Annotated in this window: 18 protein-coding genes; 4 read left to right on the top strand and 14 right to left on the bottom strand. The window is 68.5% G+C overall.

The window, feature by feature from the left end; all coding sequences use genetic code 11:
• Positions 1 to 21: 21 nt before the first annotated feature.
• The 4 genes from BLT45_RS16415 to BLT45_RS16400 all read right to left on the bottom strand — a co-directional run bounded on the left by BLT45_RS16415 (position 22) and on the right by BLT45_RS16400 (position 2,606).
• Positions 22 to 705: a flagellar hook capping FlgD N-terminal domain-containing protein gene (locus tag BLT45_RS16415; RefSeq protein WP_093303039.1), complete on the bottom strand. Its 684-nt coding sequence runs from the start codon at positions 703 to 705 to the stop codon at positions 22 to 24.
• Positions 706 to 732: 27 nt separating this feature from the next.
• Positions 733 to 1,140: a flagellar basal body rod protein FlgC gene (gene flgC, locus BLT45_RS16410; protein ID WP_093303034.1), complete on the bottom strand. Its 408-nt coding sequence runs from the start codon at positions 1,138 to 1,140 to the stop codon at positions 733 to 735.
• 11 nt (positions 1,141 to 1,151) lie between these two features.
• Complete coding sequence (flgB, locus tag BLT45_RS16405; RefSeq protein ID WP_093303029.1) at positions 1,152 to 1,538, bottom strand: flagellar basal body rod protein FlgB; 387 nt, start codon at positions 1,536 to 1,538, stop codon at positions 1,152 to 1,154.
• A gap of 114 nt (positions 1,539 to 1,652) precedes the next feature.
• A complete protein-coding gene (locus BLT45_RS16400; protein ID WP_093303508.1) occupies positions 1,653 to 2,606 on the bottom strand; it encodes a chemotaxis protein in 954 nt (317 codons plus the stop codon).
• 326 nt (positions 2,607 to 2,932) lie between these two features.
• On the opposite strand from BLT45_RS16400, the gene flgA reads away from it, so the two are divergent.
• The 4 genes from flgA to BLT45_RS16380 all read left to right on the top strand — a co-directional run bounded on the left by flgA (position 2,933) and on the right by BLT45_RS16380 (position 5,745).
• On the top strand, positions 2,933 to 3,577 hold the full coding sequence (flgA, locus tag BLT45_RS16395; protein ID WP_093303502.1) for a flagellar basal body P-ring formation chaperone FlgA: 645 nt from the start codon (positions 2,933 to 2,935) through the stop codon (positions 3,575 to 3,577).
• A 166-nt stretch (positions 3,578 to 3,743) separates the two neighbouring features.
• Positions 3,744 to 4,052: a flagellar biosynthesis anti-sigma factor FlgM gene (gene flgM / locus BLT45_RS16390; protein ID WP_093303023.1), complete on the top strand. Its 309-nt coding sequence runs from the start codon at positions 3,744 to 3,746 to the stop codon at positions 4,050 to 4,052.
• A 5-nt stretch (positions 4,053 to 4,057) separates the two neighbouring features.
• On the top strand, positions 4,058 to 4,402 hold the full coding sequence (locus BLT45_RS16385; RefSeq protein WP_093303019.1) for a flagellar protein FlgN: 345 nt from the start codon (positions 4,058 to 4,060) through the stop codon (positions 4,400 to 4,402).
• A 173-nt stretch (positions 4,403 to 4,575) separates the two neighbouring features.
• On the top strand, positions 4,576 to 5,745 hold the full coding sequence (locus tag BLT45_RS16380) for an ATP-binding protein (RefSeq protein ID WP_093303494.1): 1,170 nt from the start codon (positions 4,576 to 4,578) through the stop codon (positions 5,743 to 5,745).
• 187 nt (positions 5,746 to 5,932) lie between these two features.
• Here the strand turns inward: BLT45_RS16380 and BLT45_RS16375 are convergent, their stop codons facing one another.
• The 10 genes from BLT45_RS16375 to BLT45_RS16330 all read right to left on the bottom strand — a co-directional run bounded on the left by BLT45_RS16375 (position 5,933) and on the right by BLT45_RS16330 (position 18,253).
• Positions 5,933 to 6,187: a GIY-YIG nuclease family protein gene (locus tag BLT45_RS16375; RefSeq protein ID WP_093303013.1), complete on the bottom strand. Its 255-nt coding sequence runs from the start codon at positions 6,185 to 6,187 to the stop codon at positions 5,933 to 5,935.
• Complete coding sequence (locus BLT45_RS16370; protein ID WP_093303490.1) at positions 6,180 to 7,826, bottom strand: EAL domain-containing protein; 1,647 nt, start codon at positions 7,824 to 7,826, stop codon at positions 6,180 to 6,182. Before BLT45_RS16370 ends, BLT45_RS16375 begins: the two co-directional genes overlap by 8 nt.
• A 65-nt stretch (positions 7,827 to 7,891) precedes the next feature.
• Positions 7,892 to 8,518 (bottom strand): sensor histidine kinase, encoded by a 627-nt coding sequence (locus BLT45_RS16365; protein ID WP_175455891.1) that lies wholly within the window; start codon positions 8,516 to 8,518, stop codon positions 7,892 to 7,894.
• Between the two features lie 137 nt (positions 8,519 to 8,655).
• Positions 8,656 to 9,846: a methyl-accepting chemotaxis protein gene (locus tag BLT45_RS16360; protein WP_093303005.1), complete on the bottom strand. Its 1,191-nt coding sequence runs from the start codon at positions 9,844 to 9,846 to the stop codon at positions 8,656 to 8,658.
• A 219-nt stretch (positions 9,847 to 10,065) separates the two neighbouring features.
• The gene (locus BLT45_RS16355) at positions 10,066 to 11,136 is read right to left on the bottom strand and encodes a protein-glutamate methylesterase/protein-glutamine glutaminase (protein WP_093303002.1); all 1,071 of its coding nucleotides are present in this window, start codon (positions 11,134 to 11,136) and stop codon (positions 10,066 to 10,068) included.
• Entirely contained in the window at positions 11,136 to 11,738 is a 603-nt protein-coding gene (gene cheD, locus BLT45_RS16350) for a chemoreceptor glutamine deamidase CheD (RefSeq protein ID WP_093302998.1), read from the bottom strand. Before cheD ends, BLT45_RS16355 begins: the two co-directional genes overlap by 1 nt.
• The gene (locus BLT45_RS16345; protein ID WP_093302993.1) at positions 11,735 to 12,646 is read right to left on the bottom strand and encodes a CheR family methyltransferase; all 912 of its coding nucleotides are present in this window, start codon (positions 12,644 to 12,646) and stop codon (positions 11,735 to 11,737) included. The genes cheD and BLT45_RS16345 overlap by 4 nt, the downstream gene beginning before the upstream one ends.
• Before the next feature lie 106 nt (positions 12,647 to 12,752).
• Positions 12,753 to 14,978 carry a methyl-accepting chemotaxis protein gene (locus tag BLT45_RS18660; protein ID WP_093302990.1) on the bottom strand — a complete coding sequence of 742 codons (2,226 nt, stop codon included), beginning with the start codon at positions 14,976 to 14,978 and terminating at the stop codon, positions 12,753 to 12,755.
• A gap of 91 nt (positions 14,979 to 15,069) precedes the next feature.
• Complete coding sequence (locus BLT45_RS16335) at positions 15,070 to 15,474, bottom strand: hypothetical protein (protein ID WP_175455890.1); 405 nt, start codon at positions 15,472 to 15,474, stop codon at positions 15,070 to 15,072.
• Between the two features lie 157 nt (positions 15,475 to 15,631).
• Complete coding sequence (locus tag BLT45_RS16330) at positions 15,632 to 18,253, bottom strand: EAL domain-containing protein (RefSeq protein ID WP_093302987.1); 2,622 nt, start codon at positions 18,251 to 18,253, stop codon at positions 15,632 to 15,634.
• Between the last annotated feature and the right edge of the window lie 39 nt (positions 18,254 to 18,292).

Genomic DNA, 18,292 nt, shown 5'->3' with positions numbered 1-18,292 from the left:
GGTGCGGTGGGAGCGTGAGGGTCAGGTCGCCGACTTGCCGATGCGCAGCACGTAGTCGAGCGGGGCGGTGCCCAGGCCGGGCAGGTTGAGGTACAGCCCATCGGAGCCGATGGTCACGCTGTCGACGGTGGCGTCGACGTAGGTGTTCAGGGCGGTGGCAGTGCCGTCGGCGGCCGCGTGGGTGGCCTTGATCGAATACTTGCCTTCCGGCGCGCGTTCGCCGTTGGCCTTCAGGCCGTCCCACGCGAACGTGGTCTCGCCCTTGGCGGTGGCCTCGACCTCGATGGTGTCCACCACGACGCCGCTGGCGTCGGTGATCTCGAACTTCACCGTGCCCGCGCTGGGCGACATCACCAGGCCGGTGGCGTTGCCGGTGGCCGGAAGGGCGACCGAGTCGGACGGCACCACGACGGAGTGGCCGACCAGCGAGGCGCCCTTGAGCACCTGGTCGCCGGTCAGCGCGGCGGTGAAGCCGGTGACGGTGCCGTTGAGGTCGCTGATGCCCTGCACGGTGGAGAACTGCGCCAACTGGGCGACGAATTCGCTGTTGGACAGCGGCTTCAGCGGATCCTGGTTGGCCAGCTGCTGCGTCATCAGGCGCATGAAGTCGGCTTGGCCCAGCGTGTCGGCCTTCTTGGCCGTGGTCGCCGCGCCGGTGGTGGCGGTGTTGATGGCGGCGAAGGGATCGCCGTTGACGGTGGTCATGTGCGTGTTCGCTCAGTCGGCGGGGCGTCAGCGGCCCATGGTCAGGGTGGCCAGGGCGAGTTCCTTGGCGGTGTTCAGCACTTCCACGCCGGCCTGGTAGCCGCGTGAGGCAGAGATCAGGTTCACCATCTGCGCGACCGGATCCACGTCCGGCGCATAGACGTAGCCGTCGCCGTCGGCCATCGGGTGGCCGGGCTCGTAGCGCTTGATCGGCGGCGCTTCGCTCTGGGTGATCTCCTTGACCTGCACCGAGGTCAGCGAGCCGTCGGCGTTGAGCGGACGGGCCTGGAAGATCGGTTCCAGCGGCTTGTAGACCGCTTCGGGCGAAGACGCGATGGAATCGGCGTTGGAGAGGTTGCTGGCGATCGTGTTCAGGCGCACGGACTGCGCCTGCAGCGCGGAGCCGGCGACGTCGAAGATGGGCAGGTTGCTCATGGCGCGTCCCCTTACTGGCCGGTGATGGCGGTGAGCATCGTGCGCACCTTGGATTCGATGAAGCTCAGCGAGGCGCGGTACTCCAGCGCGGCGCGGCCGTACGCGGCGCGCTCGGTGTCGGCATCGACGGTGTTGCCGTCCAGGCTGGGCTGCACGCCGGTGCGTTCGAATACGCGGGCGCTGGCGTCGAGCAGGGTGAGGTGCTGCTCGTGGGTGGTCTGCAGCGGCGAGGCCTTGGCGGCAGCCTGCTCCAGGGCGGCCTGGAAATTGAGGTCCTTGGCCTTGAAGTTGGGCGTGTCCGCGTTCGACAGGTTGCTGGCGATCAGCTGCATGCGCTGCTCACGCAGCGGCAGCGCCGCGGCATGGACGCCCAGATAATTGGAGATGGGATTGGACATGGCACCGCTCCGGCAGACCGTTGCCGGGGGTGCTGCAAGGCGTGTGCCAGAACAGGGGCTTCCTTCTCCCTGCGCCGCGGGGAGAAGGTGCCCGGAGGGCGGATGAGGGGCGCTTTACGCGGCCATCTGCGCCGCGGCCACCTGGTTCAGGCGGAACAGCACGTGCTCGGCCAGTTCGTGCGGGCTGTACTTCGCCACGAAGGCGTTGGCCCCCACGCGCTCGACCATGGCGTTGTTGAACACGCCCGACAGCGAGGTGTGCAGCAGCACGTACAGGCCGGACAGGCCCGCGTGGCGCCGGATTTCCGTCGTCAGGGTGTAGCCGTCCATGGCCGGCATCTCGATGTCGGAGATGACCATCGCATACCGCTCGGCCGGGTTCTCGCCGGCGGCGTGCACCTGCAAGAGATGGTCCAAGGCCTGTCGGCCGTCGGACAGCAGGGTGGCGGTGACGCCCAACTGCTCCAGCACGCTGCGGATCTGCGAGCGCGCGACGCGGGAGTCGTCGACCACCAGCACCTGCATCGGCGGGGCATCCGGGGACAGGGCCATCTCGGGGGCGAGGGTGGCGTCCATGCGCGACTGGCAGATGTCGGCCAGCACGCTTTCCACGTCGATCACCTGGATCAGTTCGCCCTGGAAACGCGTCACCGCGGTCAGGAAGCTGTTTTCGGCACCCAACTCCGGCGGCGGATGGATGTCTTCCACGGCGATGTTGACGATGCGCTCCACGCCGCTGACCAGGAAGCCCTGGATGGACCGGTTGAACTCGGTGACGACCAGGTAGTTCGGCGTGTTCTCCGGGCTGGGGTCGCGCTCGGGGTGGCGGATGCTCAGGCCCAGGTCGAGCACGGGCACCGACCGGCCACGGACATCGGCCACGCCGACGAACTCGGGCGGCAGGCCCGGCAACTGGAACAGGTCCGGCCGGCGCAGGACTTCCTGCACCTTGAAGACGTTGACGCCAAAAAGCTGACGCCCGCCCAGGCGGAACAGCAGCAGGGCGAGGCGGTTGTGGCCGGCCAGGCGGGTGCGCTGGTCGATGCGGTTGAGCAGATCCTGGGTCATGTCCAGCATATCGGCCTCCAGGGCAACCGCTTGAGGGCACCGCAACGCCCCTTATCCCCGCAAGCGGGGGGGCGAACTCGATTCCTTCTCCCAGTAAGCGGGGGGGCGCACTCTATTTCTTCTCCCCGCAAGCGGGGAGAAGGTGCCCGGAGGGCGGATGAGGGGCGCGCGCGATCCTTCTTGTTGTCCGCGATCGAACACCCATGCAGCGTGTCTCCGTTCGCCCCTCACCCGCCTTCGGCACCCTCTCCCCGCATGCGGGGAGAGGGGAGTGAACTGGCACACCCCTTGCACCTCCTCCGCCGATGAACCGCCGGAGCCTGCCCATGCTGCGCCTGACCACTGCCCTGATCGGCGGCCTGACCGCGTGCACCGTGATGGCGGCCGACTTCCAGCCGGTCGACACCATCAAGGCCGCGGCCCTCGGTGCGATGCCGGCGGGTGCGGAGGCCGAAGCCACCCTGGATCCCGCGCTGCGACTGCCACGCTGCGGCGCGGCGCTTGTCGCGCGCGTACAGGGCAGCAACAGCGTGGAGGTCAGCTGTCCGAATGGTTGGCGGCTGTTCGTGCCGGTGCGCGTGCGCCGCAGCCAGACCGTGCTGGTGTTGAGTCGCGGCATCGCGCCGGGCGAAACGATCACCGCCGACGCCTTTGTTCCTGAAACCCGCGACGCCTCGCGCATCGTGGGTGCCGCCGTGGCCGATCCCGCGCAGGCCGTCGGACGCGTTGCGCGCCGCACCCTGTCGGCCGGTGCCGTATTGTCGGCCTCCGACCTGGTGGCGCAGCGCCTGATCCGCCGGGGCGACAACGTCGCGCTGGTGTCCCGGCGCGGCGGGGTGGAAGTCCGCGTGGTCGGCAAGGCGCTGGGCGATGCCGGCGAGAACGAACGCGTGACCGTGGAAAACCTGTCGTCCCGCCGGGTCGTGCAGGGCGTGGTGGGGCCGGGCGGCGACGTCTGGGTCAGCCGATGAAAAAAAGTTCGCATCGCCCCTCAAGTTGTCCGAAAGGGGGCCGATACCGACGCTGGGTGGAAGAACCGGCGACAATCCGGCCTTCTGCGGAACTGTGGAATCCGTCACTAAAGTTGGCGCAACCGCGGCCGATAACCTCGATGAACCCTGTTACAGGTGAACCAACATGAGCCAGAAAATCGAAGGCACTCCCCCTGCCGCCGTACGCAGCACCGGCCCCGTGGGCGGCCGCGTTGCCCCGGCGGGTGCTGACCGTTCGCGGCCGGTGGAAGCCAGCACGACGGGCGACAGCCTGCGTCTGACCGGCGAGGCCGCGAGCCTCCAGGCCGTGCAGCGCGAACTGTCGACCGCCCCGGCGATCGACCAGGCCCGCGTGCAGGCGGTGCGTGAAGCCCTGCAGTCGGGCACTTACCAGATCAATGCCGAGGCCATTGCCGACGGCATGCTTGGCCTGGAAGACCAGCTGGGCGGTTGATCCGGATGAGCAACGCGCCCCTCCAGCGACTGTCCGCGGCCCTGGAAGAGGAGCGCCGCGCCATCGTCGAGCACGACGTGGAAGCGCTCGTGCGCTCCACCCAGGAGAAGCTCGACGCACTGCGCGCGCTGGAAGCCGCTGCCGCGGGCTTCGGATTCCCGGCCGAGCTGCAGGCGCGCCTGTCCGAGCTGGCCGAACTGAACCACGCCAACGGCATCCTGCTGGCGCGCCGCCGCCGCGAGGTGAACTGGGCGTTGCGTCACCTGGGCCGCAGCGAAAGCACCGGCGCCTACGACGCACAGGGCCAGACCACGGCGGTTTCCGCGGTCCGTCCATTGGCTGTCGCCTGAGCGTCGCGCCTCCGGCGTCGCGAACTGCGACGCCGCAACTTGCCGGCTCCGCGGCACCGCACGATACTGACCGCCCATCGCCGCCGCCGACCGCGACCGTGGCCACCGCACCAACCCCGCATTCCTCCGATGATGCCTTCCCGCACGAGCGGGCGCCGCGCTTCGCCGATCTGATGGCGTTGGGCGAGTTGATGGACGACGGTTACCTGCTGTGCCGGGGCGATGGCCGGCCCATGCATGCCAATGCGGCGGCGCGCGCGCTGGTGCCCGAACAGGGCGATGCGCTCGACGCGCTCGTGGCCCTGCTGCCACCCGACGCGATCCGCGTCGCCCGCGAAGAAGGACGCTGGAACGGCGACCTCACCCTCGCCGACGGCCTGGTGCTGCAGGTGCGCGCCTACTGCCACGACACCGGCGACGGCGGCTACTGCCTGATCGTCTTCCACGATGTCAGCGAAGCGCATGCGCGCCAGCAGGAACTGCAGCGCCGCCACGCGCAGCTGCGGCAGACCCTGGTGCGGCTGGCGGGCGCGCAGGAACAGCTGGTGCAGTCCGAGAAGATGGCGTCCATCGGCCAGCTGGCCGCCGGCGTGGCGCACGAGATCAACAACCCGATCGGCTACGTGCACTCCAACCTCGGCTCGCTGCAGGAGTACCTGCACAGCCTGTTCTCGCTGATCGAAGTCTACGAGCGCGCCCTGCGCCTGCCGGACCCGAAGGTGATGCTGCCCGAGATCCAGGAGATGCGGGACCGCTACGACATCGACTTCATCACCGGCGACCTGCCGCAGCTGATGTCGGAGTCGCGCGAGGGCATCGAGCGGGTCACCGCGATCGTGCGCAACCTCAAGGATTTCTCCTACTCCGGCCGCGACGACAGCTGGAAATCCGCCGACCTGCACGCCGGTCTCGACTCCACGATCAACATCATCTGGAACGAGCTGAAGTACAAGGTCACGCTGGAGAAGCACTACGGCAAGCTGCCGCTGGTGCAGTGCCGGCCCTCGGAGTTGAACCAGGTGTTCATGAACATCCTGCTCAACGCCAGCCACGCGATCGACGAGCGCGGCACGATCACCGTCAGCACCGGCGTGGAAGGCAACGAGGTGTGGGTGGACGTGCAGGACAGCGGCCACGGCATTCCGGATGAGATCCTGCAGCGCATCTTCGACCCCTTCTTCACCACCAAGCCGGTCGGCAGCGGCACCGGCCTGGGCCTGTCGATCTCCTACGGCATCGTGAAGAAGCACAACGGCCGCATCGAAGCGCGCAACATTCCGGGCGCGGGCGCCTGCTTCCGCATCAGCCTGCCGATCCGCCAGCCGACCGCCGACGCGGCGTGATTTTTCTCCCGCGGGGTCAGACTCCTTCTCCCTGCGAGGCGGGGAGAAGGTGCCCGAAGGGCGGATGAGGGGCGTCCGCGACCTCGAACCTTGCAGGACCAGCGGCGCGCGCAGCGTGCTGCCTTCGTTTGCCCCTCACCCGCCTTCGGCACCCTCTCCCCGCTGCGCAGGGAGAGGGGTGTCAGCGTCAGGTCGCGAAAAACGCGAGCTTCTCCGCCCGCGGCAACCGCTTGAGCTGCGCTTCCGCGCGCGACGCCGCGCTGCGGTCGGGGTAGTCGCGCTGCGCCAGCAGGCGCACCGGCGGGTTCGCCCGCGTGTACTTGGCGCCGGTACCGGCCACATGCGCGGCGTAGCGCGCGTCCAGCCGATTGGTGATGCCCGCGTAGTACGCGCCGTTGCGGCACTCCAGCAGGTACAGGCACCAAGATGCCGCTTCAGGCATGCGCGCGATGGTGCGGCTGGTTCTCGTGGGTGGTGAAGGCCTGGCGAATGTGCTCGCGCAGGTCGTCGTCGTTCCACGGCTTGGTGAGGAAGCGGTAGATCTCGCCGCGGTTGATCGCCTCGGTGACGGTAGCCAGGTCGGTGTATCCCGACAGGACCAGGCGTACGGTGTCCGGGTAGAGCATGCGCACGCGGCCAAGGAATTCGGTGCCGCTCATGTCGGACATGCGCTGGTCGGACAGGATGACCTGCACGTCGTTGGTGGCCAGCAGCTCGAAGGCGTCGGTGACGTTGCTCGCGGCCAGGATGCGGTAGCCATCGCGGCGGAACAGGCGCACCAGCGAACGCAGGATGTTCTCTTCGTCGTCCAGCAGCAGCAGGGTGCGGTCGGGCTTGGTGGCGGCGAAGGCGTCGGCGCGCAGATAGCGCCGGCGCAGCACGGCGCCGGCGTCCTCGGCCGTCATCGGTTCGCCGAACAGGTGGCCCTGGAACATGTCGCACTGGTTGCGGCGCAGGAAGCCCAGCTGCATGTCCGTTTCCACGCCGTGCGCGATCACCTTCATGCCCAGCTGGTGGCCCATCGCGATGATGGCGCAGGTGATCGCCACTTCGCGGTTGCCCGACGGCACGCCCTTTACGAAGTTGCGGTCGATCTTGATCTTGTCCACCGAGAAGCGGACCAGCGAATCCAGGTTGGAGTCGCCCATGCCGAAATCGTCCAGCGTCAGTCGCACGCCTTCGCGGTGCAGCTGGGCCAGGGTGCGGTGGACCAGGTTCATGTCCTTTGCCAGCGCGTTCTGGCGCACTTCCAGCACCACCATCTGCGCCGGGATGCCAGCTTCCTGCAGGGCCTCCAGCACTTCGGAGACGAAGCTGGGCCGCAGTAGCTGCAGGGTGGAGACGTTGACCGCGATCTCGAAGTCGTCGAAGCCCCAGTCGCGCCACACGCGTGCCTGCTTGAACGCATTGCGCAGCACCCAGTCGCCGATCTGGACGATGACGCCGAGCTTCTCGGCCACGTGCATGAAGCGCTCCGGCACCAGCAGGCCCAGCGCGGGCGAGTACCAGCGCAGCAGGGTTTCCATGCCGACCACACGGCCGTCGTGGGCGTTGATCTGCGGCTGGTAGAACAGCCGCAGTTCGTTGTGCTGGATGGCGTTGACGATCTGGCGCGCGATGATGCTGTCGCTGCGCGCGGTGATCGCGGCGCCGCGGCGGTACAGGCGCACGAGGTTCATGCCTTCGTGCTTGGCCTGCTCCATCGCGCTTTCGGCGCACTGCAGCAGGCTGGAGGCGTTGTCGGCGTGTTCGGGGCACAGGGCCACGCCCAGCGTGCCGGTCAGGAACAGCGTGTACGGCAGCACGGTCATCGGCAGTTCGATCTGCTCGCGCAGGAAATCGCCGAAGGCTTCCGGGGCCAGCGTGCCGGGCTGTCGCGGCACGGCCACGATGAACTCGTCGCTGCCATGGCGCCATGCGCGCGATTCGGGACCCAATGCGCGCTGCAGGCGGTCGCTGAGGATGGCGAGCGCCTCGTCGCCGACCTCGACGCCCATGTTCTCGTTGATCGAGCGGAAGTGGTCGATGTCGAGGTACAGCAGCATCAACGGCGTGCCGCCGGCGTTCGCGGCCTCGATCATCCGCTGCAGGTCGGGCTCACCGGCGCCGAGGCGCGGCAGGCGGGGCAGGTGGGCGTGCTCGGTGTTCACGCGGGATCGACAGGGCTCGCGGGGGCGGATCCATAGGGTAGGCGAAGTCGCCAGCGCGTGCCGTGCGCGCCGTCATCCCGACCCAGGCATCCGCCCACGGTCTCGGCCAGTGCGCTCCACATGGCGGCGTCCGGAAGATCCTCGGCGACCTCCTCGATCGCCAGCTCGAATCCGTCGTCGTCGGCGGCCAGGGCGATACGCGCCCCGGGTACGACACGTTGCAGCAGCGCCTGGCCGATGCGGAAGGCGACCAGGGCGATGTCGGCGTGCGGTGGGTGCGGCAGGGGCGCCAGCGAGCACGCGAGGGTGCCGGGTTCGAGCGTGCGCTCGATTTCCGCGCGCAGCGCGGCGTCCAGTCCGATGGCGTCCAGTTGCGGTGGATGCAGGGAGGCGTGCAGGTCGCGCAGGAGGGCCACGGTCTCGTCGCTGGCGCGGATGATCTCGCGCAGATCCTCGGCGCGGAGCTCGGCGTCGTCCTCGGACTGCACCAGGTGCGCCCCCATCTTGATCGCCGACAGCGCTTGGCCTACGTGGTTGTGCAGGGCGCGGCCGACGCGCGCACGCTCGTCTTCCTGCAGGCGGAAGAGCTGGAGCAGCAGCGCGGCGGGCGGAGGCGTGGACATCGGCGTCGTCGATGGTTCGGACGTCTCAGTATGCCAGCCGTCGCGCAGGCGGCCGAGCGGCGCCGGGCCCCAACGCGAACGGGGCGACCGCATCGCGATCGCCCCGTGGAGGATTCAACCGATCCGGGCGGGCAGGATCAGAACAGCTCGACCGTGCCCGCGCCCATGTTCTGCTGCGCCACCGGCTTGTGCGGCGGACGCTCCCACTCCGTGCGCTGGTCGCGCAGGCGGTTGCCGATCAGGCGCAGCGCACTGAGCAGCTCGTTGTCCGTCGCGCCGCCGGAGCGGTGCAGCAGCTCCTGAAGGGCCAGGGCTTCCTTATTGATCGCGGTCAGGCGATCCAGGTGGGTCACCGCGCTGCCCAGCGACTGGGTGGCGATGTCCTCGAACTGCAGCGAGCGGACCGCATCGGCGACGCTGGCGTCGATGGCGTGACCGCACATCGAGACTTCGCGCATGCCGTCGCCCAGCGAGGCGTTGATCGCAGCCACCTGGTTCAGCATGCCCGCGGCTTCCGAACGCGCTTCACGGGAGCGGTCCAGGTCGCGCGAGGCCATGTTGGACACGGTATCGCGCACCTTGGCGATGGATTCCTTCGAACTGTGCGCCAGCTTGCGGATCTGCTCGTTGAAGGCAGTGGAGCGCTCGGACAGGTTGCGCACTTCGTCGGCGACCACCGCGAAGCCGCGGCCGGCCTCGCCGGCACGGGCCGCTTCGATGGCGGCGTTCAGCGCCAGCAGGTTGGTCTGGTCCGCGATCGACTTGACGTCTTCCAGCAGCGAGAAGATGCCGTCCAGGTGCTGCGCCATGTCGTCGATGTGGTGCACGGTGGTGCCGCTCTGGCCGGCCACCTGTTCCAGCGCCTCGACCAGCTGTTCCATGCGCTGGCTTGCGTTCTGGGCGAAGCGCGCCACGTCCACACCGGCACGGTCGCCGTCGCCGTTGCGGTCGATGATGCGCGAGATCGCCGTGCTCTGTTCGCGCGACTTGCGGTTCATCGCGTCGAAGCTGCCGCCGAGGCTGTTGACGGCCTCGCGGATCAGTTCGCGGGCGCGGTCGATCTCGTGGCGCGAGCCTTCGATCTCGTTGTTGACGAAACGGCGCAGCTCGGTGAGCAGCGCGTCCTGTTCGCGGATGACGGTGGCGTGCTCCGGCGAGACGACATGGCTGTTCACCGCCGTCAGCCAGGCAAAGATCAACCAGGCCAGGGTCAGCGAGGTCAACAGCGCCCACTGCAGGGCATTGGGCCAGTCGAAACCGACCGACAACGGGAACAGCAGGGTCAGGATGAGGGGTGCCGCCAGACGAACCAGGATGCGCGAGTACATGGATGCTCTCTGATGAAGCTCACTGTGGAGTATCGGCCGTGGGCAACGGCTCTTTAGGCGGAAAACCCGGCGTTTTCGGACGGATCGAGGAACTGTGATGGAGGTTGGCGCGTCCTTCGCCCGCGCTGTGGGAGCGACGTCAGGCGCGATGCTCTTCGTTCAGGCAACCTTGTCCCGTCATCGCGACTGACGTCGCTCCCACAGGAAGCTTTCTGAGGCTCAAGCGATCGCTGCGGCAAGGTCCAGCAGGCGCTGGGCGACGCGTTCCAGCGGCACGGCTTCCTTGGCGGCGCCCAGGCGCATCGCGGCGCCGGGCATGCCCCAGACCACGCTGCTGGCCTCGTCCTGGACCAGGGTCGGCGCACCTGCCTGGCTCATTTCGAGCAGGCCGCGCGCGCCGTCGTCGCCCATGCCGGTGAGGATCGCGCCGACCGCGTTCCCACCCGCACTCTGGGCGACGGATCGGAACAGCACGTCGACGGCAGGTTTGTGGCGGTTGACCGCCGGACCGTCGTCGATGCGGCAGCGCCATCGGGCGCCGTCGCGGATGACCCGCATGTGCTGGCCACCGGGCGGCAGGTAGGCATGGCCGGGCAGGATGGCCTCGCCGTCGCTGGCTTCGCGCACGGCCATCGCCGAATGGCGGTCCAGGCGCTCGGCGAAGGCGCGGCTGAAGCCGGCCGGGATGTGCTGGGTCAGGACGATGGCGGGTGCGTCGGCGGGCATCTGTTCCAGCACCACGCGCAGCGCTTCGGTGCCGCCCGCGGAGGCGCCGATCGCGATCAGCCGGTCGGTGGTGCGGAAGCGCAGGGCGGGCGGCGCCGGCAGCGCGGCGTCCAGGCCCACGCGCGGGGCGCTGGTGCGGGCCAGCGGACGCACGCGCGCCTTCGACGCGGCCTTGACCTTGGCGATGATCTCTTCGCCGTAGGCCTGCAGGCCACTGGCGACGTCGAGCTTGGGCTTGGACACGAAATCCACCGCGCCCAGGGCGAGCGCCTGCAATGTCGTGTCGGCGCCGCGCTCGGTCAGCGAGGAGATCATCACCACCGGCATCGGACGCAGGCGCATGACGTTCTCGAGGAACGCCAGACCGTCCATGCGCGGCATTTCCACGTCCAGCGTCATCACGTCGGGATTGAGACGCTTGATCTTGTCGCGGGCTAGCAGGGGATCGGCGGCGGAGCCGACGACCTCGATGCCGGGGTCGCGCGACAGGATTTCGGTCAGGATCTGGCGCACGACCGCCGAGTCGTCGACGATCAGCACGCGGCAAGGAGAGGCACTACTCATCAGAACAGCTCCACGCCTCCGGTGACGGGGGCCCTGGACAGGCGGGCGCGGGCGGCCGACTCGGCCGCCAGCACCTCGGCGTCGTGGGCGTGCGGCAACCGCTGCACGACCGCGCGACCGGTGTTGGGGAAGTACCAGACCTTGCGCGGGTGGATCCCGCGCAGGTCTTCGGCGATGACGGGGATGCGTTCGGCTTCCAGGTAGCGGCGCACGAACTCCGCGTTGCGCGTCCCCACCGGGTTGCTGGTGAAGCCCTTCAGCACGTTGGCGCCGCCGAAGACCTTGGCTTCCAGGCGGCTGCGCGCGGCGCCGCGCTTGAGCAGGTCGTTGATCAGCAGTTCCATCGCATAGCTGCCGTAGCGCGCGGGGGCGCCATCGCCGACGTTGCCGTCGGGCAGCAGGAAGTGGTTCATGCCGCCGAGCTTGAGCAGCGGGTCGCGGATGCAGGCGGCCACGCACGAGCCGAGCACGGTGACCAGTGCGGTGTCGTTGTCGATCACCAGGTACTGGGTGGGCAGCAGCTTGGCGGCTTCGGTCTTGAAGCGCGCATCGTGATAGCGCATCACGCTGCCTTCGGCGATCGCGGCGGCGGCGGCGCTCATGCCGACCTCGTCGCGCGCCGGTACAGCGTGCGCCCGCAGGGCTGGATGATGTCCGCCGCGTGCAGGTAGTTCTCCGAATGGCCGGTGTACAGCATGCCGTCGTCGGCCAGGTGCGGTACCAGGCGCGTCAGGATCGCGCGCTGGGTCGGCTTGTCGAAATAGATCATCACGTTGCGGCAGAACACCGCCGTGAACGGCCCGGCCACCTCGTAGCGCGAAGCGAGCAGGTTCAGCGGACGGAAGTCGATCAGCTGGCGCAGTGCCGGATGTACGCGGCAGAAGCCTTCGTTCGGACCGGTGCCGCGCTGGAAATAGCGTTTTTTCAGGGCGGCATCGAGGCTGGCGATGCGTTCGACGGGATAGACCCCGCGTTCGCCGGTGGCCAGCACCTGGGTGTCGACGTCGGTGGCGAGGATGCGGACCGGCGGTGTCAGTGTGCCGTAGGCTTCGCAGGCGGTGATCGCCATCGAGTACGGCTCTTCGCCGGTGGACGAGGCGCAGGACCACAGCTTGATCGGGCCATCGTGCGCGCGTCGCCGCAGTTCGTCGTGCAGGCGTTCGAAGTGGTGCGGTTCGCGATAGAACGAGGTGAGGTTGGTGGTCAGGGCGTTGGTGAACGCCTGCCATTCGTCGCCGCCGTCGCGCTCCAGCTGGTCCAGGTAGTCCTTGAACGACCGCAGGCCCAGGGCGCGCAGGCGCCGCGAAAGCCGGCCGTAGACCATGTCGCGCTTGCCGTCGGCGAGGGCGATGCCGGCGCGCTGGCGGATCAGCTCGACGACGCGACGGAAATCGCGATCGTCGAACTCGAAATCGCGCGCGGCGTTGGGCGCTTCACCTTCACGAGGGGGAAGGGTGGTCGTCCGTCGGGTCGTGGCAGCCGGGGCAGGGAGGCGGGTACTGACGGACATCGGGGTCTCGTGACGAGGGGGCTAGGGCCGATCCATGGCCGATCCCCTGCCGCGCGGGCAGGGAACCGGGGGTGCTGCTGACCACGGGTGATGCAAACGCTGTGCCTCAGAATTCCTGCCAGTCGTCGCCGTCGGCCAAGGCCGGCTCCAGCGTCGCCGGGGCGGCCTTCGCGGCAGGCTTGACGGCGGCGACCACCGGTCGGGCGGCCGCAGCGGGCTTGCCGGCGGCCGGCGCGACCGCATGGTGCAGCTTGAAGACCGACACGGACTCGGACAGCACCAGTGCCTGCTCTTCCATCGAGCGGGCGGCGGCGGAGGCTTCTTCCACCAGCGCGGCGTTCTGCTGGGTCGTCTCGTCCATCTGGGTGATGGTCTGGTTGACCTGTTCGATGCCGGCCGACTGCTCCTGCGAGGCCGCGGAGATCTCGGCCATGATGTCGGTCACGCGCTGCACGCTGGCGACGATCTCGCCCATCGTGGCGCCGGCCTGGTTCACCAGCTTGGAACCGTCGGCGACCTTGTCCACCGAGGTCTCGATCAGGCCCTTGATCTCCTTGGCCGCATTGGCCGAACGCTGGGCCAGGGTGCGCACTTCCGAGGCGACCACGGCGAAGCCGCGACCCTGCTCACCGGCACGGGCGGCTTCCACCGCGGCGTTCAGCGCCAGGATGTTGGTCTGGAAGGCGATGCCGTCGATGACCGAGATGATGTCGGAAATCTTCTTCGACGAATGCTCGATGTCGCGCATCGTCGTGACGACCTTGCCGACCACTTCACCGCCCTGCGAGGCGACACCGGCGGCACCGATGGCCAGCTGATTGGCCTGGCGGGCCGATTCGGCGTTCTGGCGCACGGTGGAGGTGAGTTCCTCCATCGAGGCGGCGGTTTCTTCCAGGTTGGCGGCCTGCTGCTCGGTGCGACGCGACAGGTCGGAGTTGCCGGAGGCGATCTCGCCGGCGGCGGTGTTGATGGAGGTCGAGGCGTCCTGGATACGGCCGACGATGTCGGTCAGCTGGGCGACGGTGGCGTTGGCGTCGTCGCGCATGGTGGCGAATACGCCGTGGAAGTCGCCTTCCATCCGCGCGGTCAGGTCGCCACGGGCGATGGCCTGCAGCAGTTCGGACACTTCGCCCAGGTTCTCGTCGGTGGTCTCCATCAGCTGGTTCAGGCCGTCGATCATGTCGCGGAAGTCGAACTGGTACTTGTCCACGTCGCCGCGCTGGGTGAAGTCGCCCGAGGCGGCCGCCATCGCCAGGCGCTTGATCTCGGCGTTGATGGCCGACAGGTTGGCCTTGGTGGCGTCCATCGTCTCGGTGAGGTTGGCCTTCTCGCCGGGCAGCTTCGGCATGTCCTGGCTCAGGTCGCCGACGGAGTAGCGCTGCATGATCTTCAGCGCATCGCCGATGGCCTGCAGGTGCGAGGCGACCAGCGCGTTGGTGTCGCGCACCATGCGGCCGTATTCGCCCGGGAAGGCGCTGTCGTCCATGCGGTAGCTGATCTGGCCTTCGTCGTGGCGCGTGGCCATCTCGCTCTGCGCGGCGATGACCGACTGCACCTGGCCCTGCATGCGCTGCATGGCGGTGAGCAGCTGGCCGACTTCGTCCTGACGGCTGGTATCGATCTTGCCGTCCAGCTTGCCGGCGGACACATCGTTGGCCACGCGCACGGCTTCGCCGACGGCGCTGGCGATCGCACGGGCGAAGAACCAGGCCAGGGCCAGGCCGCCCACGATGCCGACCAGCAGCATGACGATCATCAGCGTGCTGGAGGCGGTAAAGGTGCTGTCGGCGTCGGCGCTGGCCGCCTTGGCCTGCTGGTCGACCACGTTGATGAGGGTGGTCAGTGCGCCGGTGGCCTTGCGGTGCTGGTCGCGCGTGGCGCCGATGAAGGTGTCGACGGCATCATCGGGCAGGCCGAGGTCGAGCATTTCCTGCACGTCGGCATAGGACTGCTGCGCCGCCTTCCATTCCTTGACGAACGTGTCGTAGGCGGCCTTTTCCTGCGGGCTCTCGATCAGCTTCGTGTAGTCCTTGATGGCCTGGCCGATCTTCTTTTCCGTCGTGGCCGCGAGTGCTTTCGCTTCGGCCTTCACGGCGTCGCTGGCGCGCACATGCTGCCGGTACGAGTTGGTCCGGTACTCACCCAGCATGCTCTGCAGGTCGCCCGCCGCCTTCACGCTGGGCAGGACGTTGCCGGTCACTTCGGTGGTGACGTGGTTCAAAGAGTTCAGGCCGACGAACGCCGTCACGCCCTGGACCAGCATCAGCGCCAGCACGACGCCGAACGCCAGCATCATCTTCGTCGTCAGTTTGAGGTTCTTGATCCGCTGCATGGGATTCTTTTCCTTTACCGGGGCGCGCGCCGCGCCGCCATCAGATGCGACCAGGTCAGGGCGGGGCTGCGTGCCCCGCCCGCGAAGCGGATCAGCGGATCGTGGCCAGCTTCAGGTTGGACGGCGAATTGACGACGATTTCAGCGCGCGAGCTGTCGCGCTCGATCGTGCCGATCACGCACACGTCCTTGCCCTCGAGCTCTTCCGGCGCCGGCTTGAACTTGGCGCGGGCGTCGCCCGGGATGCGCGCGGTGAAGGTGTGGCGCGGGAAGCTGCCGCCCATGTACAGGAAGGTCGGGGTGCCTTCGGTGTTCTCGGCGAAGCGCGCCTTGCCGACCTTGCCGCAGACGGTGCCGCTCTTGCCGGTGAAGCGGGTGGCCATGTCCGCCGGGATCGCATTGTCGATCTGCGACTGGCTGTTGGCCGGAGAGGCCGGCATCAACAGGGCGGCACCGACGACGACGATGGACACGGTGAGGGCGGATGCGATTTTCATTTCGATGTCTCCGGAGGGACAGAAGGGAGGTAAGAGCTCACGGCTTGAGATCGGCACGGCCGGCGCGAACTTGAGACGGCTTTTCGCGAGGGGGGGGCAGCGGAGGGTGCGACTGCGAAGCCCGTCACACTTCCGCTGGCGCGGCGGGCGCGCCGGCTCAGGCGGCCGCGATGGCGTCGGCGGTCCCTTCGCGCACGGCGGTGTACTGCTGCGCCAGCAGCCATTCCTCGAGCGGTGCCGGCGGGAGCGGCGGCGAGAACAGGTATCCCTGCAGCACGGGGAAGCGCTGCTCGGTCAGGAAGCGGTGCTGGGACTCGGTTTCCACGCCTTCGGCGACGACCTTCATGCCCAGGCTCTCACCGATCCGCAGCACGGAGGTGGTCAGCGTGCGTGCAATGGCGCTCGTGTCGATGTCGCGAACGAAGCTCTGGTCGAGCTTGAGTTCGCTGATCGGCAGGCGATGCAGGTGGCTGAGACTCGAGTAGCCGGTGCCGAAATCATCCAGCGACAGGCGCACGCCCAGCACGTAGATCGCTTCGATGTTCTCGAGCACGTCCGGGTCGGGATCCAGCATGACGCTTTCGGTGATCTCCAGCGTCAGGTGATGCGGTTCCAGTCCGTGCTCGTCGAGCAGCCCGGAAATCTGCAGCGACAGCTGCGGGTCGCGGAAGTTGATCGCGGAGACGTTGATCGACACGCGCGGGATGTCCACGCCGCGCCGGCGCCACTCCGCCATCTGCGCGCACGCCTGGCGCAGCACCCAGAGGCTGAGGTCGGCGATCAGGCCGCATTCCTCGGCCACGGGCACGAAACGCGACGGCGGGATCACGCCCAGGTCCGGGTGATGCCAGCGGAGCAGGGCTTCGACGCCGTAGAGCTGGCGGCCGTCGCAGCCGCCGACCTGCGGCTGGTACTGCAACTGCAGCTGGTCCAGGCGCAGGGCCTCGCGCAAGGCGGTTTCCAGCGACACGCGCTCCTGCGCGATGCGGTTCATGTCCACGCTGAAGAAGCGGAAGCCGCCGCCACCGTCGCTCTTCGCGCGGTACATCGCCATGTCGGCGTGGCGGACCAGCAGGTCGATGTCGCGGCCATCGTCGGGGAACATTGCCACGCCGATGCTGGCGCTGGGATGCAGGGTCATCAGGCCGGCCGCGGTCGGCGCGGCCACGGCGCCGAGCAGGCGTTCGGCCACGCTGCCGGCCTGCTCCGCGCTGCACATGGGCAGTACGGCGACGAACTCGTCGCCCGCCTGGCGACCGACGATGTTCACCCCGCCGAGCTCCTCGCTCAGGCGCGCGGCGACATCGCGCAGCAGGCCGTCGCCGGCGGAATGGCCCTGGGCATCGTTCACCCGCTTGAAGCGGTCAAGATCGATGAAGAGCACCGCCGCCGTACCGTTGGCCTGGGCGACGTTGGCCAGCGCCTGTTCCGCCTTGGCGCTGAACATGATGCGGTTCGGCAGGCCGGTCAGGGTGTCGTAGAACGCGAGCTGGTGGACGCGTTCGTTGGTCTGTTCGCGTTCCAGCGTCAGCGAGCACAGGTGCAGGCAGGTATCGGCCAGGCGCTCGTGGAGTTCGTCCGGTCCCCGGTTCTCGCGGTAGTAGAACGACAGCGTGCCGAGCACGCGCCCGCTGCTCGACTTGATCGGGTGCGTCCAGCACGCGCGCAGGCCGAGCGGAGTGGTCAGGTGGCGCGTGTTGGCGCACAGCGGATCGCTGGCGATGTCCTTCACCAGCACCGTGCGTCCGCGCCAGGCGGCGGCGCCGCAGATGCCCGCGCGCGGGCCGATCGCCATGCCGTCGATCTTGCGCGCCCAGGCCTCGGGCAGGCTGGGCGAGGCGAGGGCGTGCATCAGCCCTTCGTTGTCGACGGTGATGATGGAGACTACCAGCTCGGGAGCGATGTGCTCCACCTCGCGGCAGATCAGCGTCATCACGTCGGCGACGCTCCATTCGTGCACCAGCGCGTCCAGCACCTTGTTGTGCAGCACCTGGTGCATCTTGGTCTGGGTGATGTCGCTGAGCACGCTCACCAGGCCGAGCAGGGATCCGTCCTCGTCGTGGACGGGATTGATCGCCGCCGAGAGCCACAACGGCCGGCCTGCCTTGGTGTACAGCAGCACTTCGGTCTGGAGGCCCTCGCCGGCGGACATCGCGCGGCTGATGCGCTCGTCCAGCGTGCCGTCCGTATGCGGCCCGGACAGCAGCTCCGCGGGCCGGATGCCGCGCAGCTCTTCCAGCCGGTAGCCGAGCATGCGGGTAAAGCCGCTGTTGACGTAGACGACCTCGCGGTCGGGCGAGCTGACGAAGATCGCGTTGTCGCTCTTGTCCACCACGATGGACAGCTGGCGCAGGCGCTCGAGCTGGCGTTGCTGGTCGCTGGTGTCGCGCACGAAGGCGGTATGGAAGACCTGCTGGTCGACCACCATCTTCGACATCGAGACCGAGCACGCGCTTTCGCTGCCGTCGGGACGGCGGATCATCGCGTCGCGGTGGCTGCCCATCAGCTGGGCCAGCGTAGCCTCCGGTGCCGCGCTGGCATCCACCTGCGGGCTGGACAGCAGGCGCGTGAACGAGGTGCCGTGGACGTCTTCGCGCCGGCAGCGCCAGAGCGCCTCGGCCGCCGGATTGAACAGGACCACCCGATGGCGCCCGTCGATGACGAACGCGGCGTCCACCGACTGCTCGAGCACCTGCCACAGGCTGCCCTGCGGTGCTTCCGCAGGGGGCGTGGGCGCCTCGCGCAACGATGTCAGCGACGTCAGCGTGCGACGGAGCATGGCATGTCCTTGCGGGTGGGGCTGGCGTCGGCGGTAGTG

Origin of the sequence: Pseudoxanthomonas sp. CF385 (assembly GCF_900104255.1) — a bacterium.
In the GTDB taxonomy this organism is placed as follows: domain Bacteria; phylum Pseudomonadota; class Gammaproteobacteria; order Xanthomonadales; family Xanthomonadaceae; genus Pseudoxanthomonas_A.
This window is presented reverse-complemented; position numbering and strand designations above follow the sequence as displayed.

Coding starts and splice junctions, on each gene's coding strand:
- BLT45_RS16415 (WP_093303039.1), bottom strand. CDS start 705: ATGACCACCGTCAACGGCGATCCCTTCGCCGCCATCAACACCGCCACC.
- flgC (WP_093303034.1), bottom strand. CDS start 1,140: ATGAGCAACCTGCCCATCTTCGACGTCGCCGGCTCCGCGCTGCAGGCG.
- flgB (WP_093303029.1), bottom strand. CDS start 1,538: ATGTCCAATCCCATCTCCAATTATCTGGGCGTCCATGCCGCGGCGCTG.
- BLT45_RS16400 (WP_093303508.1), bottom strand. CDS start 2,606: ATGACCCAGGATCTGCTCAACCGCATCGACCAGCGCACCCGCCTGGCC.
- flgA (WP_093303502.1), top strand. CDS start 2,933: ATGCTGCGCCTGACCACTGCCCTGATCGGCGGCCTGACCGCGTGCACC.
- flgM (WP_093303023.1), top strand. CDS start 3,744: ATGAGCCAGAAAATCGAAGGCACTCCCCCTGCCGCCGTACGCAGCACC.
- BLT45_RS16385 (WP_093303019.1), top strand. CDS start 4,058: ATGAGCAACGCGCCCCTCCAGCGACTGTCCGCGGCCCTGGAAGAGGAG.
- BLT45_RS16380 (WP_093303494.1), top strand. CDS start 4,576: ATGGCGTTGGGCGAGTTGATGGACGACGGTTACCTGCTGTGCCGGGGC.
- BLT45_RS16375 (WP_093303013.1), bottom strand. CDS start 6,187: ATGCCTGAAGCGGCATCTTGGTGCCTGTACCTGCTGGAGTGCCGCAAC.
- BLT45_RS16370 (WP_093303490.1), bottom strand. CDS start 7,826: ATGATCGAGGCCGCGAACGCCGGCGGCACGCCGTTGATGCTGCTGTAC.
- BLT45_RS16365 (WP_175455891.1), bottom strand. CDS start 8,518: ATGTCCACGCCTCCGCCCGCCGCGCTGCTGCTCCAGCTCTTCCGCCTG.
- BLT45_RS16360 (WP_093303005.1), bottom strand. CDS start 9,846: ATGTACTCGCGCATCCTGGTTCGTCTGGCGGCACCCCTCATCCTGACC.
- BLT45_RS16355 (WP_093303002.1), bottom strand. CDS start 11,136: ATGAGTAGTGCCTCTCCTTGCCGCGTGCTGATCGTCGACGACTCGGCG.
- cheD (WP_093302998.1), bottom strand. CDS start 11,738: ATGAGCGCCGCCGCCGCCGCGATCGCCGAAGGCAGCGTGATGCGCTAT.
- BLT45_RS16345 (WP_093302993.1), bottom strand. CDS start 12,646: ATGTCCGTCAGTACCCGCCTCCCTGCCCCGGCTGCCACGACCCGACGG.
- BLT45_RS18660 (WP_093302990.1), bottom strand. CDS start 14,978: ATGCAGCGGATCAAGAACCTCAAACTGACGACGAAGATGATGCTGGCG.
- BLT45_RS16335 (WP_175455890.1), bottom strand. CDS start 15,474: ATGAAAATCGCATCCGCCCTCACCGTGTCCATCGTCGTCGTCGGTGCC.
- BLT45_RS16330 (WP_093302987.1), bottom strand. CDS start 18,253: ATGCTCCGTCGCACGCTGACGTCGCTGACATCGTTGCGCGAGGCGCCC.